The organism is Microbacterium awajiense (genome assembly GCF_039536545.1).
Taxonomy (GTDB): Bacteria; Actinomycetota; Actinomycetes; order Actinomycetales; family Microbacteriaceae; genus Microbacterium; species Microbacterium awajiense.
Genome location: NZ_BAAAYU010000001.1, coordinates 109,246 through 128,368, shown reverse-complemented (window position 1 = coordinate 128,368; position 19,123 = coordinate 109,246). Strand labels below are relative to the sequence as shown.

21 protein-coding genes are annotated in these 19,123 nt (G+C 71.8%); 4 read left to right on the top strand and 17 right to left on the bottom strand.

The genetic code is table 11. The features are described from left to right. Nucleotides 1–172: 172 nt before the first annotated feature. Nucleotides 173–856, top strand: a complete 684-nt coding sequence (locus ABD663_RS00640) for a lysoplasmalogenase (RefSeq protein WP_344735888.1) — start codon at nucleotides 173–175, stop codon at nucleotides 854–856. Continuing rightward, the gene (locus ABD663_RS00635) at nucleotides 853–1,212 is read left to right on the top strand and encodes an RNA-binding S4 domain-containing protein (protein ID WP_344735887.1); all 360 of its coding nucleotides are present in this window, start codon (nucleotides 853–855) and stop codon (nucleotides 1,210–1,212) included. Before ABD663_RS00640 ends, ABD663_RS00635 begins: the two co-directional genes overlap by 4 nt. A 158-nt stretch (nucleotides 1,213–1,370) precedes the next feature. Here the strand turns inward: ABD663_RS00635 and ABD663_RS00630 are convergent, their stop codons facing one another. The 8 genes from ABD663_RS00630 to ABD663_RS00595 all read right to left on the bottom strand — a co-directional run bounded on the left by ABD663_RS00630 (nucleotide 1,371) and on the right by ABD663_RS00595 (nucleotide 9,138). Beyond that, on the bottom strand, nucleotides 1,371–2,294 hold the full coding sequence (locus ABD663_RS00630) for an NUDIX domain-containing protein (protein ID WP_344736896.1): 924 nt from the start codon (nucleotides 2,292–2,294) through the stop codon (nucleotides 1,371–1,373). Nucleotides 2,295–2,539: 245 nt separating this feature from the next. After that, nucleotides 2,540–4,072, bottom strand: coding sequence for a ribosome biogenesis GTPase Der (der, locus tag ABD663_RS00625; RefSeq protein WP_344735885.1), 1,533 nt, complete (start codon nucleotides 4,070–4,072; stop codon nucleotides 2,540–2,542). Beyond that, nucleotides 4,062–4,790, bottom strand: a complete 729-nt coding sequence (gene cmk / locus ABD663_RS00620) for a (d)CMP kinase (RefSeq protein WP_344735884.1) — start codon at nucleotides 4,788–4,790, stop codon at nucleotides 4,062–4,064. The genes der and cmk overlap by 11 nt, the downstream gene beginning before the upstream one ends. Beyond that, nucleotides 4,783–5,916, bottom strand: coding sequence for a prephenate dehydrogenase (locus tag ABD663_RS00615; RefSeq protein ID WP_344735883.1), 1,134 nt, complete (start codon nucleotides 5,914–5,916; stop codon nucleotides 4,783–4,785). Before ABD663_RS00615 ends, cmk begins: the two co-directional genes overlap by 8 nt. After that, a complete protein-coding gene (locus tag ABD663_RS00610) occupies nucleotides 5,913–6,710 on the bottom strand; it encodes a pseudouridine synthase (RefSeq protein WP_344735882.1) in 798 nt (265 codons plus the stop codon). The genes ABD663_RS00615 and ABD663_RS00610 overlap by 4 nt, the downstream gene beginning before the upstream one ends. Further along, nucleotides 6,707–7,336, bottom strand: coding sequence for an SMC-Scp complex subunit ScpB (gene scpB / locus ABD663_RS00605; protein WP_344735881.1), 630 nt, complete (start codon nucleotides 7,334–7,336; stop codon nucleotides 6,707–6,709). Before scpB ends, ABD663_RS00610 begins: the two co-directional genes overlap by 4 nt. After that, nucleotides 7,326–8,162 (bottom strand): segregation and condensation protein A, encoded by an 837-nt coding sequence (locus ABD663_RS00600; protein ID WP_344736895.1) that lies wholly within the window; start codon nucleotides 8,160–8,162, stop codon nucleotides 7,326–7,328. Before ABD663_RS00600 ends, scpB begins: the two co-directional genes overlap by 11 nt. A 64-nt stretch (nucleotides 8,163–8,226) precedes the next feature. Then, nucleotides 8,227–9,138 carry a ParA family protein gene (locus tag ABD663_RS00595; protein ID WP_425561743.1) on the bottom strand — a complete coding sequence of 304 codons (912 nt, stop codon included), beginning with the start codon at nucleotides 9,136–9,138 and terminating at the stop codon, nucleotides 8,227–8,229. A gap of 141 nt (nucleotides 9,139–9,279) precedes the next feature. Here ABD663_RS00595 and ABD663_RS00590 point away from each other — a divergent pair, with 141 nt between their 5' ends. Then, nucleotides 9,280–9,714, top strand: coding sequence for a hypothetical protein (locus ABD663_RS00590; protein ID WP_344735879.1), 435 nt, complete (start codon nucleotides 9,280–9,282; stop codon nucleotides 9,712–9,714). On the opposite strand, the gene xerD is transcribed toward ABD663_RS00590, so the two are convergent. The 9 genes from xerD to ABD663_RS00545 all read right to left on the bottom strand — a co-directional run bounded on the left by xerD (nucleotide 9,689) and on the right by ABD663_RS00545 (nucleotide 18,505). Continuing rightward, entirely contained in the window at nucleotides 9,689–10,612 is a 924-nt protein-coding gene (gene xerD / locus ABD663_RS00585; protein WP_344735878.1) for a site-specific tyrosine recombinase XerD, read from the bottom strand. The genes ABD663_RS00590 and xerD overlap by 26 nt on opposite strands. After that, nucleotides 10,612–11,238 carry an NUDIX domain-containing protein gene (locus ABD663_RS00580; RefSeq protein WP_344735877.1) on the bottom strand — a complete coding sequence of 209 codons (627 nt, stop codon included), beginning with the start codon at nucleotides 11,236–11,238 and terminating at the stop codon, nucleotides 10,612–10,614. Before ABD663_RS00580 ends, xerD begins: the two co-directional genes overlap by 1 nt. After that, nucleotides 11,231–12,925 (bottom strand): CTP synthase, encoded by a 1,695-nt coding sequence (pyrG, locus tag ABD663_RS00575; RefSeq protein ID WP_344735876.1) that lies wholly within the window; start codon nucleotides 12,923–12,925, stop codon nucleotides 11,231–11,233. Before pyrG ends, ABD663_RS00580 begins: the two co-directional genes overlap by 8 nt. 65 nt (nucleotides 12,926–12,990) lie before the next feature. Next, a complete protein-coding gene (gene recN, locus ABD663_RS00570) occupies nucleotides 12,991–14,682 on the bottom strand; it encodes a DNA repair protein RecN (RefSeq protein ID WP_344735875.1) in 1,692 nt (563 codons plus the stop codon). Continuing rightward, on the bottom strand, nucleotides 14,679–15,629 hold the full coding sequence (locus ABD663_RS00565; RefSeq protein ID WP_344735874.1) for an NAD kinase: 951 nt from the start codon (nucleotides 15,627–15,629) through the stop codon (nucleotides 14,679–14,681). The genes recN and ABD663_RS00565 overlap by 4 nt, the downstream gene beginning before the upstream one ends. A gap of 154 nt (nucleotides 15,630–15,783) precedes the next feature. Then, nucleotides 15,784–16,578 (bottom strand): TlyA family RNA methyltransferase, encoded by a 795-nt coding sequence (locus ABD663_RS00560; RefSeq protein WP_344735873.1) that lies wholly within the window; start codon nucleotides 16,576–16,578, stop codon nucleotides 15,784–15,786. Next, nucleotides 16,575–16,727 carry a hypothetical protein gene (locus tag ABD663_RS00555; RefSeq protein WP_344735872.1) on the bottom strand — a complete coding sequence of 51 codons (153 nt, stop codon included), beginning with the start codon at nucleotides 16,725–16,727 and terminating at the stop codon, nucleotides 16,575–16,577. Before ABD663_RS00555 ends, ABD663_RS00560 begins: the two co-directional genes overlap by 4 nt. 39 nt (nucleotides 16,728–16,766) lie before the next feature. Continuing rightward, nucleotides 16,767–17,801 carry an HAD-IIA family hydrolase gene (locus ABD663_RS00550; RefSeq protein ID WP_344735871.1) on the bottom strand — a complete coding sequence of 345 codons (1,035 nt, stop codon included), beginning with the start codon at nucleotides 17,799–17,801 and terminating at the stop codon, nucleotides 16,767–16,769. Next, nucleotides 17,801–18,505, bottom strand: coding sequence for a hypothetical protein (locus ABD663_RS00545; RefSeq protein WP_344735870.1), 705 nt, complete (start codon nucleotides 18,503–18,505; stop codon nucleotides 17,801–17,803). Before ABD663_RS00545 ends, ABD663_RS00550 begins: the two co-directional genes overlap by 1 nt. A 69-nt stretch (nucleotides 18,506–18,574) precedes the next feature. Here ABD663_RS00545 and ABD663_RS00540 point away from each other — a divergent pair, with 69 nt between their 5' ends. After that, the gene (locus ABD663_RS00540) at nucleotides 18,575–19,051 is read left to right on the top strand and encodes a hypothetical protein (RefSeq protein ID WP_344735869.1); all 477 of its coding nucleotides are present in this window, start codon (nucleotides 18,575–18,577) and stop codon (nucleotides 19,049–19,051) included. Nucleotides 19,052–19,123 lie beyond the last annotated feature (72 nt).

The window sequence follows — 19,123 nt, the reverse complement described above, 5'->3', positions numbered from 1 at the left end:
GAGCATCCGCCTCGCGGCGGACAACTCCCCTATCCTACCCGCTCGCCGAACCGCCTGCGAACGCAGCGCGGCTCGCATCCCGTCGCCGAGGTCGACCCGCGGCGCTACCGTGAGCCCCGTGCGACGATAGTGGCCATCGTCCATCCGACTCGTCGTCGAGCAAGGAGCCCGCATGTCGCGCCTGTGGATCGCTTTCTCGCCGTACATCGTCGTGTCGGCGGCGCACGCGATCGCGCTCGCCCTCGGGTTCGATGAGATCGCCGCGCCGACGAAACTCGCCCTGATGCCGGTGCTCGCGGTCTGCGCGATGTGGGCGGCCCGCGGCCTGCCCGCCACCCGTGCGTTCACGCTGCTCTACGTCGCGATCGCGTTCTCGTGGCTCGGCGACGGCGCAGGCACGTTCTTCGTGGGGATGCCCGAGGTGCCGATGATGCTGCTGTGCTTCGGCCTCGCACACGTCGCCTACATCTGGCTGTTCTGGCGCGAGATCCCGGTGCGGCGGGTTCCTCCGTGGGCGCTGGTCTACGCCGTGTGGTACGGCGCGCTGCTCGCGGTGCTGTGGCCGCATCTGGGCGGACTCCTCGTGCCCGTCGCCCTCTACGGGCTGGTGCTCGCGGGCACGGCCGTCGCGGCGTCCCGCTGCCATCCCCTGATCGTGTGGGGCGGGGCCCTGTTCCTGGCATCCGACTCGATCCTGGCGTTCCGGCTGTTCCTGCCCGACGCGATGCCCGACTGGACGAGCCCGCTCGTCATGCTCACCTACACCGCGGGCCAGGGCCTGCTCGCTGCCGGAGTCGTCGTCTCGGAGCGGCTGGGACTCGGCCGCGAATCGCGTCTGCGCGAGGCGACGCCGTGAGCGATGCGGTGCGGGTGGATGCCTGGCTGTGGGCGGTCCGCGTCTACAAGACCCGCTCGGCGGCCACGACCGCGTGCCGCGCGGGTCACGTCCGGGTCAACGGCGATCGCGTGAAGGCGGCGCAGCCGGTGCGGATCGGCGATGAGCTGCGGGTGCGGATCCACGGATTCGACCGGATCCTCGTGGTGCGCAAGCCGATCGCCAAGCGCGTCGGGGCGGCGCCCGCGGCCGAAGCAGCAGAAGACCGCACTCCCCCGCGAGACCCGACGCCCGTCATCGCCCAGCGCGATCGCGGGGCCGGGCGGCCCACCAAGCGCGAGCGTCGCGAGATCGATCGCTTCCGCGGCCGGGCCTGACCGCGCCGGTCGCGCCCTTCCCTTCCCTCACGCTGCTCACGCTGATCACGCTGATCACCGAGCGGCAAATTGCACGCGACACGCAGCCCCGGGCGTGCATTCTCGTCCGCTCGGCACCGGGACGCATCGGGACGCACCGGGACGCACCGGGCCGGGAGTCAGGCGGGCAGCAGGTCGAGCAGCCAGCGGGGGCCGCGCACGGCGGCGCCGGCATCCGCGGCCCGACCGGCGAGTTCGCGGTCGCCGGTCACGACCGTCACCTCGCGACCGGCCTCCACGAGCGCAGCCGCCTCCGCCGCGATCGTGTCGTCGCCCTCGCCGGGCGCCCGCACGACGCGCACCGCGGATGCCGCCTCTCCGGCATCCGTCGGCACATCGGCCGCCCCGCGCGCCTGCCCCTCGAGCACGACCGTCCACTCCGGGAACCACGTGTGCTCCGGCAGTTCGAGCGCCGCTGCGGGCAGACCTTCGCGGTCGATCGCCGCCAGTCGCGACAGCAGCTTCTCGGCAGCGCCGGCGCGGTCGCGCCACCAGCCGTCGGGCACCGACCCCACGACATTCGCGGCGTCCACGACGACGGCTGGGCGACGCGAGAGCTCGCGCCGCAGCATCCGCCAACTGTCCGCGAATCCCGGGTGCAACGGCCGGGCATCGACCTCGTCGGCCGGGACCCATGCCAGTTCACGGCTTTCGGGATCGGTGATGCGCGGCTCGAACGGAACCACGGCATCGCCCACCAGCGTGGTGTACGTCCAGTAGCCGAGGTCGAACACGCTGAGCAGCCGCGGGCGGATCGCGCCCACCGGCACGCCCGCCTCTTCGCGCGCCTCGCGCAACGCTCCTCCGCACGCGGACTCGCCTTCGTGCCGGGCCCCGCCGGGCAGTGCCCACGTGTCGCCGAAGTGGCTCCACGACACGCGGTGCTGCAGCAGCACGCGCCCCTCGGCGTCGAGTGCCAGCAGTCCGGCCGCGCCGAATCGACCCCAGTACCGCGTGCCGTCGGGTGCGACGACCCACGCATCGCCCGGGTCGCGGTTCGCGAGCGGGCGTGGCCCGCCCGGCTCGAGCGGCTCGATCCTCACCACCGCTCCAGCCTGACACACCCGCGGGATGCGGACGCCCGCCGTTCGGAATTCAGTCCGCGCAGGGGCCCGGCTGCACGGCAGATTGCCGGGATCGACTGCGAACTCGACGATGACCCGACACGGGTCATCCGTCTCGCGCGCGCAGCATCCCCGTTCGGGGCGCGATTTCGGCATTGGGGCGCGTTGCGGCGCGCCCCAGTGCCGGAGACGCGCCCCAAACCAGGTGGTTGCGGGACGCGTGGCTACCGCTGGCGACGCTCGCGCACCCGCATGTTGATGACGATCGGCGTGCCCTCGAAGCCGAACAGCTCGCGCAGGCGCCGCTGGATGAACCGGCGGTAACCGGGGTCGAGGAACCCGGTCGTGAACAGCACGAAGGTGGGCGGCCTGGTCGATGCCTGGGTGCCGAACAGGATGCGGGGCTGCTTGCCTCCGCGCAGCGGATGCGGGTGCTCGGCGACGAGCTCCGACAGGAACGCGTTGAACTTGCCGGTCGGGATCCGCTGGTCCCACGATTCCAGGGCGGTTTCCAGCGCCGGCACGAGCTTGTCGAGGTGGCGCCCGGTGCGCGCCGAGATGTTGACGCGCGGGGCCCACGCGACGTGCGCGAGGTCCTGCTCGATCTCGCGCTCGAGGTAGCGGCGCCGGTCGATGTTCTCCATGTCGTCGTCGAACAGGCGGTCCCACTTGTTGAACGCGAGCACGAGCGCACGGCCCGACTCGAGCACGAGGTCGATGATCCGCACGTCCTGCTCGCTGAGCGGCTCGGACACGTCGAGGACGACGACGGCGACCTCGGCCTTCTCGAGCGCGGCCGATGTGCGCAACGACGCGTAGAAGTCGGCGCCCTGCTGCAGGTGCACGCGACGACGGATGCCGGCGGTGTCGACCAGGCGCCACAGCTTGCCCCCGAGCTCGACGATCTCGTCGACCGGGTCTCGCGTGGTGCCGGCGAGTTCGTTGACGACGACGCGCTCCTCGCCGGCGGCCTTGTTCAGCAGCGACGACTTGCCGACGTTGGGGCGACCCAGGATCGCGACGCGGCGTGGCCCGCCGAGTTCGCTCTTGGCGACCGCCGACACCTCGGGCAGCACCTTCATGACCTCGTCGAGCAGGTCGGCGACTCCGCGGCCGTGGATCGCCGACACCGGATGCGGCTCGCCGAGCCCCAGGTTCCACAGCGCGGCGGCCTCGGGCTCGTGGCGTGCGTCGTCGACCTTGTTGGCGACGAGGAACACCGGCTTGCCGCTCTTGCGCAGCAGGCGCACGACGTGCTCATCGGTCGAGGTGGCGCCGACCATCGCGTCGACGACGAACACCACCACGTCCGACAGGTCGATCGCGACCTCGGCCTGCGCGGCGACCGAACGGTCGATGCCGCGGGCATCCGGCTCCCACCCGCCGGTGTCGACCAGCGAGAAGCGGCGACCGCCCCACTCGGACTTGTACGTCACGCGGTCTCGCGTGACGCCCGGGGTGTCTTCGACGACCGCTTCGCGGCGGCCGAGGATGCGGTTCACCAACGCCGACTTGCCCACGTTCGGGCGTCCGACGATCGCGACGACCGGCAGCGCGGGCAGCACTTCGACGCCCTCGCCGGCAGCGGTGATGCCCGCCAGCAGCGCGGCGTCTTCGTCGTCGAGGTCGTAGTCGGCCAGGCTCGACCGCAGCGCCTCGGCACGCTGCTCGGCGAGCCCCTCGTCGAGGGCCGCCATCGTCTCGGCGAGGCGATCGGGCGCGCCCTCGTAGTCGTCGTCGCGGTCGTCAGCGGCCATGGCCGGTCCTTTCCGTCGCGGAAGTGCCGGACGCGCCGGAGGCTCCGGATGCCTGAACCTCGCCGATCACGTCGAGCACGGCCTGCACGGTCTGATCGAGGTCGAGGTCTGTCGAGTCGACGAGGGTCACGCCCGGCGCCGGGGTCAGGAAATCGACCACGGTCGAGTCGGAGGCGTCACGGCGGCTGAGTGCGTCGGCGACCGACGAGGGATCCTGCGCGGCGAGCTCAGCGCTGCGACGCTCGGCCCGGACGTCGGGCGACGCCGTCAAGAGGATTCGCACCGGCGCCTGGGGGAAGACCACGGTCGTGATGTCACGGCCCTCGACGACGATCCCGGGGCGATCGGACTCGGCCACCAGGGCGCGGAAGAGGGCGTTCACCGACTCGCGGATCGGGGCGATGCGGGCGACCCCGCTGACGGCCTCCGACACCCGCGGCTCGCGGATCGCATCGGTGACATCGGTCCCGCCGACCCGCACCCAGTAGTCGTCGGGGTCGAGCGAGATCGCGTAGTCGAAGTCGCCGACGAAATCCAGCACGCCGGTGGAGTCCGAGGTGTCGCCCTCGTGTTCGAGAACGTGCCAGGCCAGGGCGCGGTAGGCGGCACCCGTGTCGAGGTAGCCGTAGCCGAGACGGCGGGCGGCCAGCCTCGAGACGCTCGACTTGCCGCTGCCGGCGGGGCCGTCGACCGCGACGACGAAGACGGACTCAGTCATTGGTGGTGCTCGCAATCTTCCAGCCGCGCTCTTCGAGTCCCTCGACCGCGCGGGTCACCGCCGACGGCACGACGCTGATCTCGGCCAGGCCGAACTGGGCTCCCGGCGAGTGCTCGAGGCGCAGGTCCTCGACGTTGACGTCGAGTTCGCCGAGTTCGCCGAACAGGCGGCCGAGCTGACCGGGGGTGTCGTCGACCATCACGACGACGGTCTCGAATCGGCGGTTCTGGCCGTGCTTTCCGGGCAGGCGCTCGACGCCCTCGTTTCCGCGACGGATCGTGTCGGCCACCGTGCGGCGCGAGCCCGAGGCATCCGGCTCGCGCAGCGCATCGGCGACGGCGCCGAGGTCGGCGGCGAGCGCGTCGAGCACGTCGACGACCGGCTCGGCGTTCGCGCCGAGGATCTGCACCCACAGCTCGGGCGCCGACGCCGCGATGCGCGTCGTATCGCGCACGCCCTGGCCGGCCAGGCCCAGCGAGGCGTCCGGAGCGCCGAGGAACCGACCGGCGAGCAGGCTGGCGATCAGCTGCGGCACGTGCGAGACCAGCGCGACGGCGCGGTCGTGGTCTTCGGGGCTCATCTCGACGGGCGTCGCCCCCAGGTCGAGCGCAAGCGCCTCGACCAGGGCGAGGTCGGCGGGCGAAGTCTCTTCGTCGCGGCACACCACCCACGGGCGACCGACGAAGATGTCGGCGCGCGCGGCGATCGCCCCGCCCCGCTCACGCCCGGCGAGCGGGTGCGATCCGATGTAGCGGGTGAGGTCGGCCCCCCGTGCGCGCAGTGCGCGCAGCGGTTCGAGCTTGACGCTGGCGACGTCGGTGACGACGGCGGACGGATGCCGCGCCAGCTCACGCTCGATGACGTCGGCGGTGACGTCGGGGGGCACGGCGACCACGATCAGGGCGGGCTCGTCGGTGTCGGCCGCGCGACGACCGGCGCCGTAGTCGACGGCGAGGCGCAGCTGCGACGGCGACGTGTCGTCGAGGGCGACGTCGATCCCGAGTGCGCTGAGCGCATGCCCGATGCTCGCACCGAGAAGACCGGCGCCCACGATGCGGACGGTGCCCTGCACACGTGCGCGACGGGGCGCCGCGGCGCGCGCGGATACTCCCGTGGACTGGCTCACTCGTTCTCCTGAGGGGTGGGCGGCGACGCCTCGTCGGGCGTGTCGGCCGCATCGCGCGCGAGGGTGAGAAGCGCGCCGCGCTCTACTGTAGTCAACTCACGCGCCTCGCCCGCTGGGAGCGTGCCCAGGTGGAGGGGTCCGAACTGCCGGCGCACGAGGTCGACGACCGGATGCCCCGTCGCCGCCATCATGCGCCGCACGATCCGGTTGCGCCCCGAGTGCAGCGTCAGCTCGACCAGGCTGGTGGCATCCCTCCCCCGCGTCGAGGTATCCAGCAGCCGCGCCTTGTCGGCCGCGATCGGGCCGTCGTCGAGGTCGATGCCGCGCGTGAGCGTCGCGATCGTCTGCGGTGTGACCCGGCCTTCGACCTTCGCGATGTAGACCTTGGTGACCCCGAACGACGGATGCGCGAGCACGTGCGCCAGGCCACCGTCGTTGGTGAGCACGAGCAGCCCGCTCGTCTCGGCGTCCAGTCGGCCGACGTTGTAGAGCCGCTCGGTCCATTCGCGGGTGAAGGCGCGCAGATCGGGTCGGCCGTGCTCGTCGCGCATCGAGCTGACGACCCCGCGTGGCTTGTTGAGCATCACATAGCGCAGGGTCGGATCGAGCTGCACCGCCGTGCCGTCGACGTCGACGAGGTCGTGCCCGGGATCGATCCGGCTGCCCAGCTCGGTCACGACCCGTCCGTTCACACGCACGCGACCCGCGACGATCAGCTGCTCCGACACGCGTCGGGATGCCACCCCCGCGGCGGCGAGCACCTTCTGCAGCCGTTGGCCCTCGGAATCGGTCATCGTCGCCCCTCGTCGTCGAAGCCGTCGGCGCCGTCGTCGAGCAGCGGTGAGATGTGCGGCAGCTCGTCGAGCGAGTTGATGCCGAGGTTCACCAGCAGCGCCTCGGTGGTCCCGTAGTGGATGGCGCCGGTCTCGGCATCCGTGAACACCTCGGTGATCAGCCCGCGGGCCAGCAGCGTCCGCACCACCGAATCGACGTTGACCGCGCGGATCGACGCCACCTGGCCCCGCGTCACCGGCTGCTTGTAGGCGATGACGGCGAGGGTCTCGAGGGCGGCCTGCGAAAGCCGGCTCGGGGCCTGCGCATTGACGAACTCCGAGACGAGATCGTCGTGCTCGGCCCGCACGTACAGCCGCCAGCCCCCGCCGACCTCGCGCAGCTCGAATCCGCGGCGCGGGCCGCCCGCCTCGCCGTCGTAGTCGGCGACGAGCGCCTCGACGGCCTGGCGCACCGCCGGCACGGGCGAGCCGACCGCCGCGGCGAGACTCACCAGGCTCTGCGGTTCGTCGACCACCAGCAGGATCGCCTCGAGCCGGCGGGCGACGTCGACCGGCTCCGCCGACACGGCGTCGTCCGGGTCGGCGCCCTCGGTCGCGGATGCGTCGGTCACAGCGTCATCGGTCATAGTCGGCTCCCAGTGTGGCGAGATTCTCATCGGACCACCGATCGGCGCTCCACCGCAGGGTCAGCTCGCCGAGCGGCTCCAGCTGTTCGAAGCCGAGCGCGCCGTGACGGTACAGCTCCAGCACCGACAGGAAGCGCGCGACCACGACCCCCGACTGGGCCACGCCCGCGATGAGCTCGCGGAAGGTCAGGGTGCCGGCATCCCGCAGCAGCGTGACGACGACCGCCGCCTGCTCTCGGATGCTCACCAGCGGCGCGTGGAGGTGATCGAGTCCGACGTGCGGGATCTCACGCGGCGTGAGGGCGAGAAGCGCCAGTGCGGCGAAGTCGTCGAGGCTGAGCGTCCACTTCAGTTCTGGAACGGCATTGCGGTAGTGGGCGTCCAGCGGCACCGAGCGGACGTGCCGTCGATCTTCGGCCTGCAGGCGTTCGGCGAACCAGCCCGACACCTCTTTGAACGCGCGATACTGCAGCAGGCGCGCGAACAGCAGATCGCGCGCCTCGAGCAGCGCGACCGACTCCGCGTCGACCAACTCGCCCTGCGGCAGCAGGCCTGCGACCTTCATGTCGAGCAGGGTGGCCGCCACGACGAGGAACTGGGATGCCTCGTCGAGTTCCTCGTCCGAGTCGAGCCCGCGCAGGTATGAGATGAACTCGTCGGTGACCTTCGACAGCGCGACCTCGGTGATGTCGAGCTCGTGCTTGGAGATGAGGGTCAGCAGCAGGTCGAACGGGCCGTCGAAGACACCGAGCGAGACCTGGAAGCCTTCACCGGCGGTCTCCGCCTTCTCGTCTGCTCCCGCGTCACGCGACCGCTCCGCATCGATGGGGAGCGGCGCAGGGGCGTTCTCGAGCGACCCGCCCCGGTGATCGGGCGCGTCCTCGGCGGTGTCAGGCGACGGCGCCACGCGCAACGAGCTCCCGCGCCAGCCGCAGGTAGGCCTGGGCGGCCGCGTGCTCCGGCGCGTATTCGGTGATCGGCATGCCCGACACCGACGCGTCGGGGAACTTCACGGTGCGACCGATGACGGTCTCGAGAACGTCGTCGCCGAACGCATCGACGACGCGCTCGAGCACCTCGCGGGAGTGCAGCGTACGCGGGTCGTACATCGTCGCGAGCACCCCGTCGAGCGTGATGGTCGGGTTGAGGCGGTCGCGCACCTTGTCGATCGTCTCGATCAGCAGGGCGACGCCGCGCAGCGCGAAGAACTCGCACTCGAGCGGGATGATGACGCCGTGGCTCGCCGTCAGCGCGTTGACGGTCAGCAGTCCCAGCGACGGCTGGCAGTCGATGAGGATGACGTCGTAGTCGGCGGCCACCCTGCGCAGCACGCGCGACAGGATCTGCTCGCGGGCCACCTCGTTGACCAGATGCACCTCGGCCGCCGAGAGGTCGATGTTGGCCGGGATCACGTCGAGGTTCTCGACGCGCGAGTGAACGATGACGTCGTACGGGTCGCGCTTGCCGTCCAGCAGCAGGTCGTACACCGTCGGGGTGTCGTGGGTCTGGATGCCGAGCCCTGCCGAGAGCGCCCCCTGCGGGTCGAAGTCGACGGCGAGCACCTTGCGGTCGTAGCCGGCGAGGGCGGCGGCGAGGTTGATGGTGGTCGTCGTCTTGCCGACGCCGCCCTTCTGGTTGCACAGCGAGATGATGCGGGCAGGCCCGTGGCCGTCGAGAGCGGGCGGGGTGGCGAAACCCTGGTACGGACGACCGGTCGGGCCGATCGGCACCTCGCCCTCCGGCGTCTTCGCCGCTCGCTTCGCGCTGGCCGCCACTGCTCTCCTCGTCCTTCTCACCGGCATCCGGTGACGGCGCCGCGTTTGTGCGCCCTGCAACGCCGTCCACCGATTCTAGTCACGGGGCCGCCTGACGACGGGTGCGCATCGCCGCGACAGCGCGTGTCGGTACGGTGGTCGACGACACCCCGACCCGAGGAGGTCCCCGTGCCGCGTCCGCGCACCCTCGACGATGATGCACTGCTCGCCGGTTTCACCGCCGGCACGCTGAGGTCGTTCAGCCACGACGACCATGTGCGGGTGGCATGGCTGCTGTGCACCAGGTCCGCCGATTCCGCCGCGGCGCTGGACGCGATGACGTCCGGCATCCGCTCCATGGCGGAGTCGCGCGGCCTCTCCGACAAGTTCCACGCCACCCGCACCGCCGCGTGGCTGGCCCTCGTCGACGCCGCGAGCGATCCGGCCGCGACACCGGGCGGCGACTCGCACGAGTTCCTCGCCCAGCATCCCGAACTGCTCGATCGTGCCGCCCTCGACGCGCACTACAGCACCGAGGTGCTCAACTCGGATGCCGCACGCCGCGCGTTCGTCGCGCCCGACCTCGCGCCGCTGCCGGTCAGCGGGCGCGGGGGTGAGAGGTGAGATAGACGTCGCGCAGCGCGTCGACGGTGACGTGCGTGTAGATCTGCGTCGTCGCGACAGAGGCGTGGCCGAGCAGCTCCTGCACGACACGCACGTCGGCGCCGCCCTGCAGCAGGTGCGTCGCGAACGAGTGCCGCAGCGTGTGCGGCGATACGTGCGCCGTCAGCTGAGCCCGCTCGGCCGCGGCGCGGATGATGAGCCACGCACTCTGCCGCGACAACGGCGCGCCGCGCACGCCGAGGAACAGGCGCGGCGTCGAGCGGCCGCGCGTCGACAGCTCGGGCCGCACACGGGTGAGATACGCGTCCAGCGCCGCCCGCGCGTACGACCCGATGGGCACGATCCGCTCCTTGGAGCCCTTGCCCCGCACCCGCAGCACGTCGCCGTGCGACACGTCGTCGACGTCGAGCTGCACGACCTCGGACACGCGCGCACCGGTCGCGTACAGCACCTCGAGCAGCGCGCGATCGCGGATGCCGGCGAGCTCGCCCGCCGTCGCCTCGTCGGGCGGCGGACCTGCGGCATCCAGCAGGCGTTCGACCTGATCGATGGTGAGCGCCTTGGGCAACCGCTGCGGCAGCTTCGGCGGACGCAGGCGCGCGGCCGGATCGTCGGACTCGATGCCCTCGCGCACCAGGAAGCGGTGCAGTCCGCGCACCGACGACTGCAGGCGCGCGAGAGACGTCGCCGCCGGAGGCGGCTGGGCCGACGCGCGCTCGGCCGCGAACTCGGCCACGAGCGACGGCGTGACCCCCGCAGAGTCGTCGACGCCACGCGCTGCCAGCCACTGGATGTAGCCTCCGAGGTCGCGATGATACGCGGCCACGGTGTGGTCGCTCAGGCCGCGCTCGATCGTGATGTGCCGCAGGTACACCTCGAGCGCACGGTCCAGGCGCATCAGGCCTCCGGCGCCCCCGCCGCTGCCGATCCGGCCTCGGCACGCCGCAGACGCTCCGCAGCGGCCAGCACGCCGATCGCGAGGATGCCGTTGCGCAGGCGCCCGGCCAGCACGCCCTCGACGGCGTCGGCCAGCGGCACCCATTCGACACGGATGTCGGCCTCTTCGGCCTCGCGGTCGTGGGCGTGGCCGAGGTGCGAGAGACCGCGGGCGAGGAACAGGTGCACCACCTCGTCGTTGCCCCCCGGCGTCGTGAACACGCTCACCAGCTCGTGCCACGACTCGGCCGCCATGTCGGCCTCTTCGGCCAGTTCGCGCCGCGCGGTCTCGAGCGGGCTCTCCCCCGCGACGTCGAGCAGACCCGCCGGCACCTCCCAGTCGCGATGGCGGATCGGATGCCGGTACTGCTGGATGAGCAGCACGCGATCGTGCTCGTCGAGCGCGACGATCGCGGCCGCCCCCGGATGCGCCACGTACTGGCGCACGATCTCGTCACCGCCGTAGCGCACGGTGTCGCTGCGCACATCCCACACCCGGCCGGCGAAGACCGTGTCGCTCGCCACGATGTCGCCGTCGACGGGCTCGTCGTGCAGCGCCTCGGCGTCGGCGCCGTGCGGGTCAGCCATTGTCGACGTCGAACAGCTCGCTCGCGCGGTGACGCTCGAGCGCGGCGCCCACCAGTCCGCGGAACAGCGGATGCGGGTCGGTCGGCCGTGAGCGCAGCTCGGGGTGCGCCTGCGTCGCGATGTAGTAGGGGTGCACGTCGCGCGGGAGCTCGACGAACTCGACCAGATCGAGCTCGGGGTTCAGGCCCGAGAAGACCAGGCCCGCCGATGCCAGGCGGTCGCGGTAGGCGTTGTTGACCTCGTAGCGGTGGCGGTGGCGCTCCTCGGCGCTCGCCGCGTCGTACACGTCGGCCGCGAGCGACCCGTCCGCGAGCTCGGCGGTGTACAGGCCCAGCCGCATGGTGCCGCCCAGGTCGCCGCGGTCGATGATGTCGACCTGCTCTGCCATCGTCGCGACGACGGGGAACTCGGTGTCGGGATCGAACTCGCTCGACGACGCACCGTCGAGCCCGGCCTCGTTGCGTGCGTACTCGATGACCATGCACTGCAGCCCCAGGCAGATGCCCAGAGTCGGAATGCCCTGCTCGCGCGCGAACTTCAGCGCGCCGAGCTTGCCTTCGATGCCGCGGATGCCGAACCCGCCCGGCACCACGATGCCGTCGATCGAGCCGAGCGCCTTGGCCGCGCCCTCGGGCGTCTCGCAGGCGTCCGACGGGATCCACTGGATGTCGACCGTCGTCTCATGGGCGAACCCGCCCGCGCGCAGAGCCTCGGTCACCGACAGGTACGCGTCGGGCAGGTCGATGTACTTGCCGACCAGGCCGATCGTCACGTCGTGCTTGGGGTTGTGCACCGCCTGAAGCACCTTCTGCCAGCGCGACCAGTCGACGTCGGCCGCCTTGTCGAGATCGAGACTGCGCACGATGTACTCGTCGAGACCCTGCTCGTGGAGCATCGTCGGGATGTCGTAGATGCTCGGCACGTCGACCGCGTTGACGACGGCATCCTCGTCGACGTCGCACATGAGCGCGATCTTCCGCTTGTTGGACTCGGTGACGGGACGGTCGCTGCGCAGCACGAGCGCGTCCGGCTGGATTCCGATCGAGCGCAGGGCCGCGACCGAATGCTGGGTCGGCTTGGTCTTCTGCTCGCCCGACGCACCCATGAACGGCACCAGCGACACGTGCACGAAGAAGACGTTGCGCCGCCCGAGTTCGTGGCGGATCTGGCGGGCCGACTCGATGAACGGCTGCGACTCGATGTCGCCGACCGTGCCGCCGATCTCGGTGATGATGACGTCGGGCCTGGGCGACTCATCCGCCTGCAGACGCATGCGCCGCTTGATCTCGTCGGTGATGTGCGGAATGACCTGCACGGTGTCACCGAGGTACTCGCCGCGCCGCTCGCGCGCGATCACCTCCGAGTAGATCTGCCCGGTGGTGACGTTGGCGGCCTGGCTGAGGTCGATGTCGAGGAAGCGCTCGTAGTGGCCGATGTCGAGGTCGGTCTCGGCACCGTCGTCGGTGACGAAGACCTCGCCGTGCTGGAACGGGTTCATCGTGCCCGGATCCACGTTCAGATACGGGTCGAGCTTTTGCATGACCACGCGCAGCCCGCGGGCGGTGAGGAGGTTGCCCAGACTCGCGGCGGTGAGTCCCTTCCCCAACGAGGAAACGACACCTCCGGTCACGAAGATATGCCGGGTGGTGCCGTCTGATTCGAATGCCGCGTCTGGAGTGTCCGTCACGGGCTTCCATCCTATCAGTCGAGTTCGGGCGGATGCCGCGCGGGGCGCGCCCGCGTGTCCGGCCCTCACGTTCGGTCGTCGCGCAGTGCCAGCAGCTCGCGGGCGTGGACGAGCGCAGCGTCCGATTCGGACATCCCCGACAGCAGCCGGGCCATCTCGGCTTCGCGCTGCGCGCCCTCGAGGACCCGCACATCCGATGCCGTGACCGACCCGTCGGTCGCCTTCACGACGCTGAGGTGGTTGCCGGCGAACGCCGCGACCTGCGCGAGGTGGGTGACCACGATCACCTGCGAGGTGCGCGCCAACCGCTGCAGCCGGCGACCCACCTCGATCGCCGCGGCACCGCCGATGCCGGCGTCGATCTCGTCGAACACGAAGGTGGGAACAGGATCGGTGGCGGCGATCACGACCTCGATCGCGAGCATCACGCGGCTGAGTTCGCCCCCGGATGCGCCGCGGGCGACCGGGCGGGGCGTCGCACCGGGGTGCGGCGCGAGCAGGATCGCGACGTCGTCGCGGCCGTGGGCCGATTCGGTGCCGGGCGTCACGGCCACGCTCACGTGCGCATCGGCCATCGCGAGGGCGTGCAGCTCTTCGGTCACCTGCGCGCCGAGCCGCTCGGCCGCCGTCGTGCGCACTCTGGTGAGAGCCGCGGCGGCGTCGTCGAGCGCGGATGCCGCGGCATCCCGCTGCTCGGTGAGCCGGCCGATGCGCTCGCCGTCGTCGTCGAGTTCGGCAAGGCGCGCTCCGCCGCTCTCGCGCAGCGCGATCGCCGCGTCGAGCGAGCCGTGCGCCCGGACCAGGGCACCGAGCACCGCACGCCGTTCCTCGACGGCGGCGAGCTCGTGCGGGCCCGACTCGTCGAGGTCGGCGACGAAGGCGGCGAGGGACGCCGCGAGGTCGGCCGCACGGTATCCGAGCTCGGCGACCTGCTCCCCCAGACCGTCGAGCGCGGGATCGCCGGCCCTCTCGAGCGCGCGGCGCGCCTCTCCGAGCAGCGACGCGGCGTCGGGCACTTCGCCGTCGCCGGCCAGCGCCGTGTGCGCGGTCGCGGCCGCCATGCGAAGCTCCTCCACGTTCGCGAGCCGTTCGGCGCGAACCGCCAGTTCGGCGTCCTCGCCCGGTTGCGGGTCGGCCTGCTCCAGCTCGGCGAGCTCGACGCGCAGTCGCTCGGCCTCGGCCGCGCGGGCGTCGCGCTGCTGGATCAACTCGGACACCTGCGCATCGAGCGCCCGGAACGCCTCGTACGCATCGCGGTAGCCGGTCAGCGCCGCAGCCGTCTCGTCTCCGCCGAAGCGGTCGAGCGCGTCGCGCTGCGCGACGGCCGACCGCAGCCGCAGCTGCTCGGACTGCCCGTGCACGACGACGAGCTGGTCGGCGAGGTCTGCCAGCACGCCGGCGGGTGCGACGCGCCCACCCACGGTGGCGCGGCCGCGTCCCTCGCTGCTCACGGTGCGGCCGAGGAAGAGCTCGGCGCGACCGTCGCCGAGCGGCTCGAGATCGCCGCCGGCCTCACGGACGCGTTCGGCCACGGCGCCGTCGTCCGCAACCAGCCAGGTGCCGTCCACCACCGCCTGGGACGCACCGGCCCGCACGGCCCCCGAGTCGGCGCGCTGTCCGAGGAGCAGGCCGAGACCGGTGACGACCATCGTCTTTCCGGCCCCGGTCTCGCCGGTGATCGCGGTGAACCCCCGGCCGATCGGCAGGGTCGCCTCAGCGATCACCCCGAGGTCGCGCAGGCGGATCTCTTCGATCACGCGTCGGCCACCGCGGTGTCATATCCGGTGACGGGCACAGCGGGGCCGCGCCAGCCGTCGACCGGCAGACGGAACTTGCGCACCAGCCGATCGGTGAACGCCGCCGGGTGAAGGCGGGCGAGCCGAACCGGGCGAGGTGAGCGCCGCACGACCACGCGGGCGCCGGGGGGGAGATCGTGCGAGCGGCGGCCGTCGCACCACAGGATCCCGACGCCGTTCGTGCGTTCGAGCACCTCGATCGCGACGACATGCTCGGGACCGACCACCAGCGGCTCGGCGAACAGCGCATGCGCCGACAGCGGGACCACGGCGATCGCCTCGACGGTGGGCCAGATGACCGGCCCGCCGGCCGAGAAGTTGTAGGCCGTCGAGCCGGTCGGTGTCGAGATCACGACGCCGTCGCACCCGAAGCTCGACAGCGGGCGGCCGTCGACCTCGATGACCACCTCGAGCATCCGCTCGCGGCTCGCCTTCTCGACGGTCGCTTCGTTGAGCGCCCACGTCTCGTAGATGACCCGGTCGCCGGTGTCCTCGACCTGGACCTGCAGGGCGAGGCGCTCCTCGACCTCGTAGTCGCGGGCGATCGCGCGACGCACCGCATCGTCCATGTCGTCGCGTTCGATCTCGGCGAGGAACCCGACATGCCCCATGTTGATGCCGAGCACCGGTGCGAGGCCGTCGCGCACGAGTTCGGCCGCACGCAGGATCGTGCCGTCGCCGCCGAGCACGATCGCCAGCTCGATGTCGCCGACCGGCACGTCGACGCCGAGCACGGCGAGGTCGCCGAACTCGGGCAGTGCGGCGCGCAGATCGTCACGGTCGTCACTGGCGAGCACCGGCTGGGCGCCGGCATCCCGCAGGGCGGAGATCACCCGGGCTGCGGCACGGACCGTCTCGTCGCGGTGGGCGTGCGCAACCACCAGGATGCTGCGGACGTCATCGGTCATGGGCTCCCCCGGATCGCGGTGCTCCCCCATTCTGCCCGACGCCCGCGCACCGGGCGCATCCGACCATCCCCCTCCACAGCGAGACTGCATCGGATCACCGAGACCGCGGGTGACCGCCGCTGTCGCGGCGGGCGGATGCGGTCTCAGCGCCTCCTCACCGGGTGAGGTCGGCGACCTCGGCGGCGACGGCCGACGGATCGTCACCCCGACCGGCCGCGAGATGGGCGACGTACTCGCGGTTGCCGTGAGTGCCGACCAGCGGCGACGCGATCACCCCGAGGGTGCCCAGGCCCGCATCCCATGCCGCCCACAGCACGCGCTCGACCGCGTCGGCCCGCAGCGCGCCGTCCGTGACGAGTCCGCCCTTGACCGCCGTGCGTCCGACCTCGAACTGCGGCTTGACGAGCAGGACGAGGTCCGCGCCGGGCGCGGCGACCGCCGTCGCGGCCGGCAGGACATGGGTGAGCGAGATGAACGAGAGGTCGCCCGTGATCACCGCAGGTGCGGCCGCCGTGCCCGCCGCCTCGGCGAGCGACGCCCGCGTCATGTACCGGACGTTGAATCCCTCGACGGCGATCACTCCGGGGTCGTCGGCGACAGATGCCGTCAATTGGCCGTGGCCGACGTCGACGGCGATGACCGGTTCGGCGCCGCGCTCGCGCAGCACCTGCGTGAAGCCGCCTGTCGACGCACCCATGTCGAGAGCGACGCGCCCCGCGACGTCGACGTCGAATGCATCGAGGGCCGCGATGAGCTTGTGCGCGGCGCGGCTGACGTAGTGGTCGGCTCCCGCGATCTCGATCACCGCCTCGTCGGCCACCGGGGTCGATGGCTTCACCACGGCGCGCCCATCGACGGTCACCTCGCCGGCGGCGATGAGCGCCGCCGCCTGGGTGCGCGAACGCGCGAGACCCCGCGCGGCGACGGCCGCATCGAGCCGTGCCGTCATCGGTCGGTCGAACCGGGCGCCGTCTCGAGCCGCCGCCTGAGCTCGTCGTGAAGCGCCTCGTAGGACTGCGCGCGCGTGGCGAGCGCCTGCGCCTCGATCACTTCGAGGCGCGACACGAGGTCGGCGCGGCGCTCGTCGCTCTCATCCATCCCGTCAGCATACGGCCGAGCCGGGCGGATCCCGGGGCGTCAGGGCCGGTGGAACGGATCCGCGTACAGGCGCTCGGGCACGCGGAACCCGAAGATCGCGCGGCCGGTCGCCCAGATCGCGGCAGCACCCGCTCGCAGCAGGTCGATGGGGCGCTCTCCTTCGGCGAGGATCCTGACATCGGGGCCGTCGATGCGCACGCTCGCCCCGCCGACGGTGTACACGCCGTCGCGCTCGCGTGTGGCCGGATAGGGCTCGTGCAACTCGCGCAGGTCGCCGAGAACGTACCGCGGTTGCGAGCCGGCAGGCGCGGCGAGGACGTGCTTGGGCCGGTCGATGCCCGTCAGCACGAGCGCCGACGGCATGCCGGCTCGGTTGGCCCCGAGGATGTCGGTGTCGAGCCGATCGCCGAGGAACAGCGGGTGCCGTGCGCCGAACCGCGACACGGCCTCGTCGAAGATCGGCACCTCGGGCTTGCCTGCGACCGTGGCCAGACGCCCGATCGCGGTGTGCACGGCCGAGACGAGCGTGCCGTTGCCCGGCGCGACCCCGCGCGCCTGCGGGATCGTCCAGTCGGTGTTCGTCGCGATCCAGGGGATTCCCCCCTGCTCCTCGGGCACCTTGAGCGCGAACGCCGCCTCGGCCAGCTGCGACCAGCCCACCTCGGGCGCGAAACCCTGCACGACCGCCGCCGGGTCGTCGTCTGCCGAGCGCGTGACGCGGAAGCCCGCCTTCTCGACTTCGACGACCAGTCCTTCGCCGCCGACGACGAGTACTCGCGCACCGGCCGGGATGCGATCCGCGAGCAGGCGCATCGCCGCCTGCGGACTGGTCACGACCTCATCGGGAGCGGTCGGAAGTCCGAGCTCGGTGAGATGCGCCGCGACCGCGGAGTCGGTTCGCGAGGCGTTGTTGGTGATATAGCCGAGTCGGCGGCCCTCACCGGCGCGGGTGAGGCTGTCGACGGCGTGCGGAAGCGGTCCGGCGCCGGCGTAGACGACCCCGTCGAGGTCGGCCAGCACGACGTCGACGCCATCGAGCGGGGTCGGATCCGCTCGACGAGAGAACAGCGCCATCAGTCGGTCGGCTCCTCACCCGAGGGGGCACCCGGCTCGACGTGCTCGGCGACATCTGCGTCTGCGTCTACGGCTGCGTCCTCGTCGCCGTCCGCGACCTCGTCGCCGTCCGCGACCTCGAGCTCGTCGTCGTCATCATCGACGTCGATCTCGTCGACCTCGATCATCTCGGACTCGGCGAGCCCGGCGGCCTCGTCGAGGGCGTCGGCCGCCTCATCGGCGCGGCGCTGCCATTGCGCGGCCTCGTCCTCGCGGCCCAGCTCGGCGAGCACCGTCGCGCGGGCGGCGAACAATGCCGGACTCCACTCGAACGCCCGCTGCGGATCGAGCTCGGGAATGTCGAGCTCGAGGAGCGCGCGCTCGGTCTCGCCCAGGTCGAGACGTGCACCCGACATCGCGATGGCCAGCTCGACGCGTGCGCCGGTGGGCAGGCTGCTGCGATCGACGCTGCGACCGACTTCGAGCGCGCGGTCGGGCCGTCCGACGCCGCGTTCGCTGTCGACCATCAGCGCGATCTGATCGTCCTTGCCCGAGATCCGCCGGTAGGTGCGCAGCTCACGCAGAGCGAGCGCGAAATCGCCGGTCGCATAGGCGGTGATCGCCGCCGTCTCACGCACGACCGCGATGCGGCCGGCGTGACGGGATGCCGCCAGAGCATGCTCGTGGGCGAGCCCGGGGTCGTCGTCGACGAGGCGGGCCGCCATGGCCAGGTGTCGCGCGACCCGCTCGGCGTTCTCCTTGCTGAGGGTTTTGAGCTCGTTCCGAGCGCTCGGATGCAGATCACGAGGCGTGATCTCTTCGGGCAGCTCCGGATCGCGGGGCCTCGGCGGCTGGTCGCGGTCGTCGCGATCCCGCGTCATGTAGGGCCGCTTGCCGTCGCGAGGACCCTGCGGCGTGCCCCGGTCGCGGCGATCGAACTCCCGCGGCTTGCCTCCGTCGCGGCGGTCACCGTAGGGCTTCTTCTCGCCACGGGGACGATCACCATAGGGCTTCCCACCCTCACGACGATCGCCATACGGCTTCTTCTCGCCACGGGGACGATCACCATAGGGCTTCCCACCCTCACGACGATCGCCATACGGCTTCTTCTCGCCACGGGGACGATCACCATAGGGCTTCCCACCCTCACGACGATCGCCGCGGGGCGCGCCGCTGCTGCGCGGATTCCCACCGCGGCGGTCGTCACGCCGACGCCCGTCGTCGTCGCGGTGCGTGCCCTCCGGCTCTGCCATGGTCCGATCCTCTCCTGAGATGGGCCGGCGGCCCGCATCCCGTTAACGCGAAATGGCCACCCGTCATCGGGTGGCCATTTCTCGAAAGAA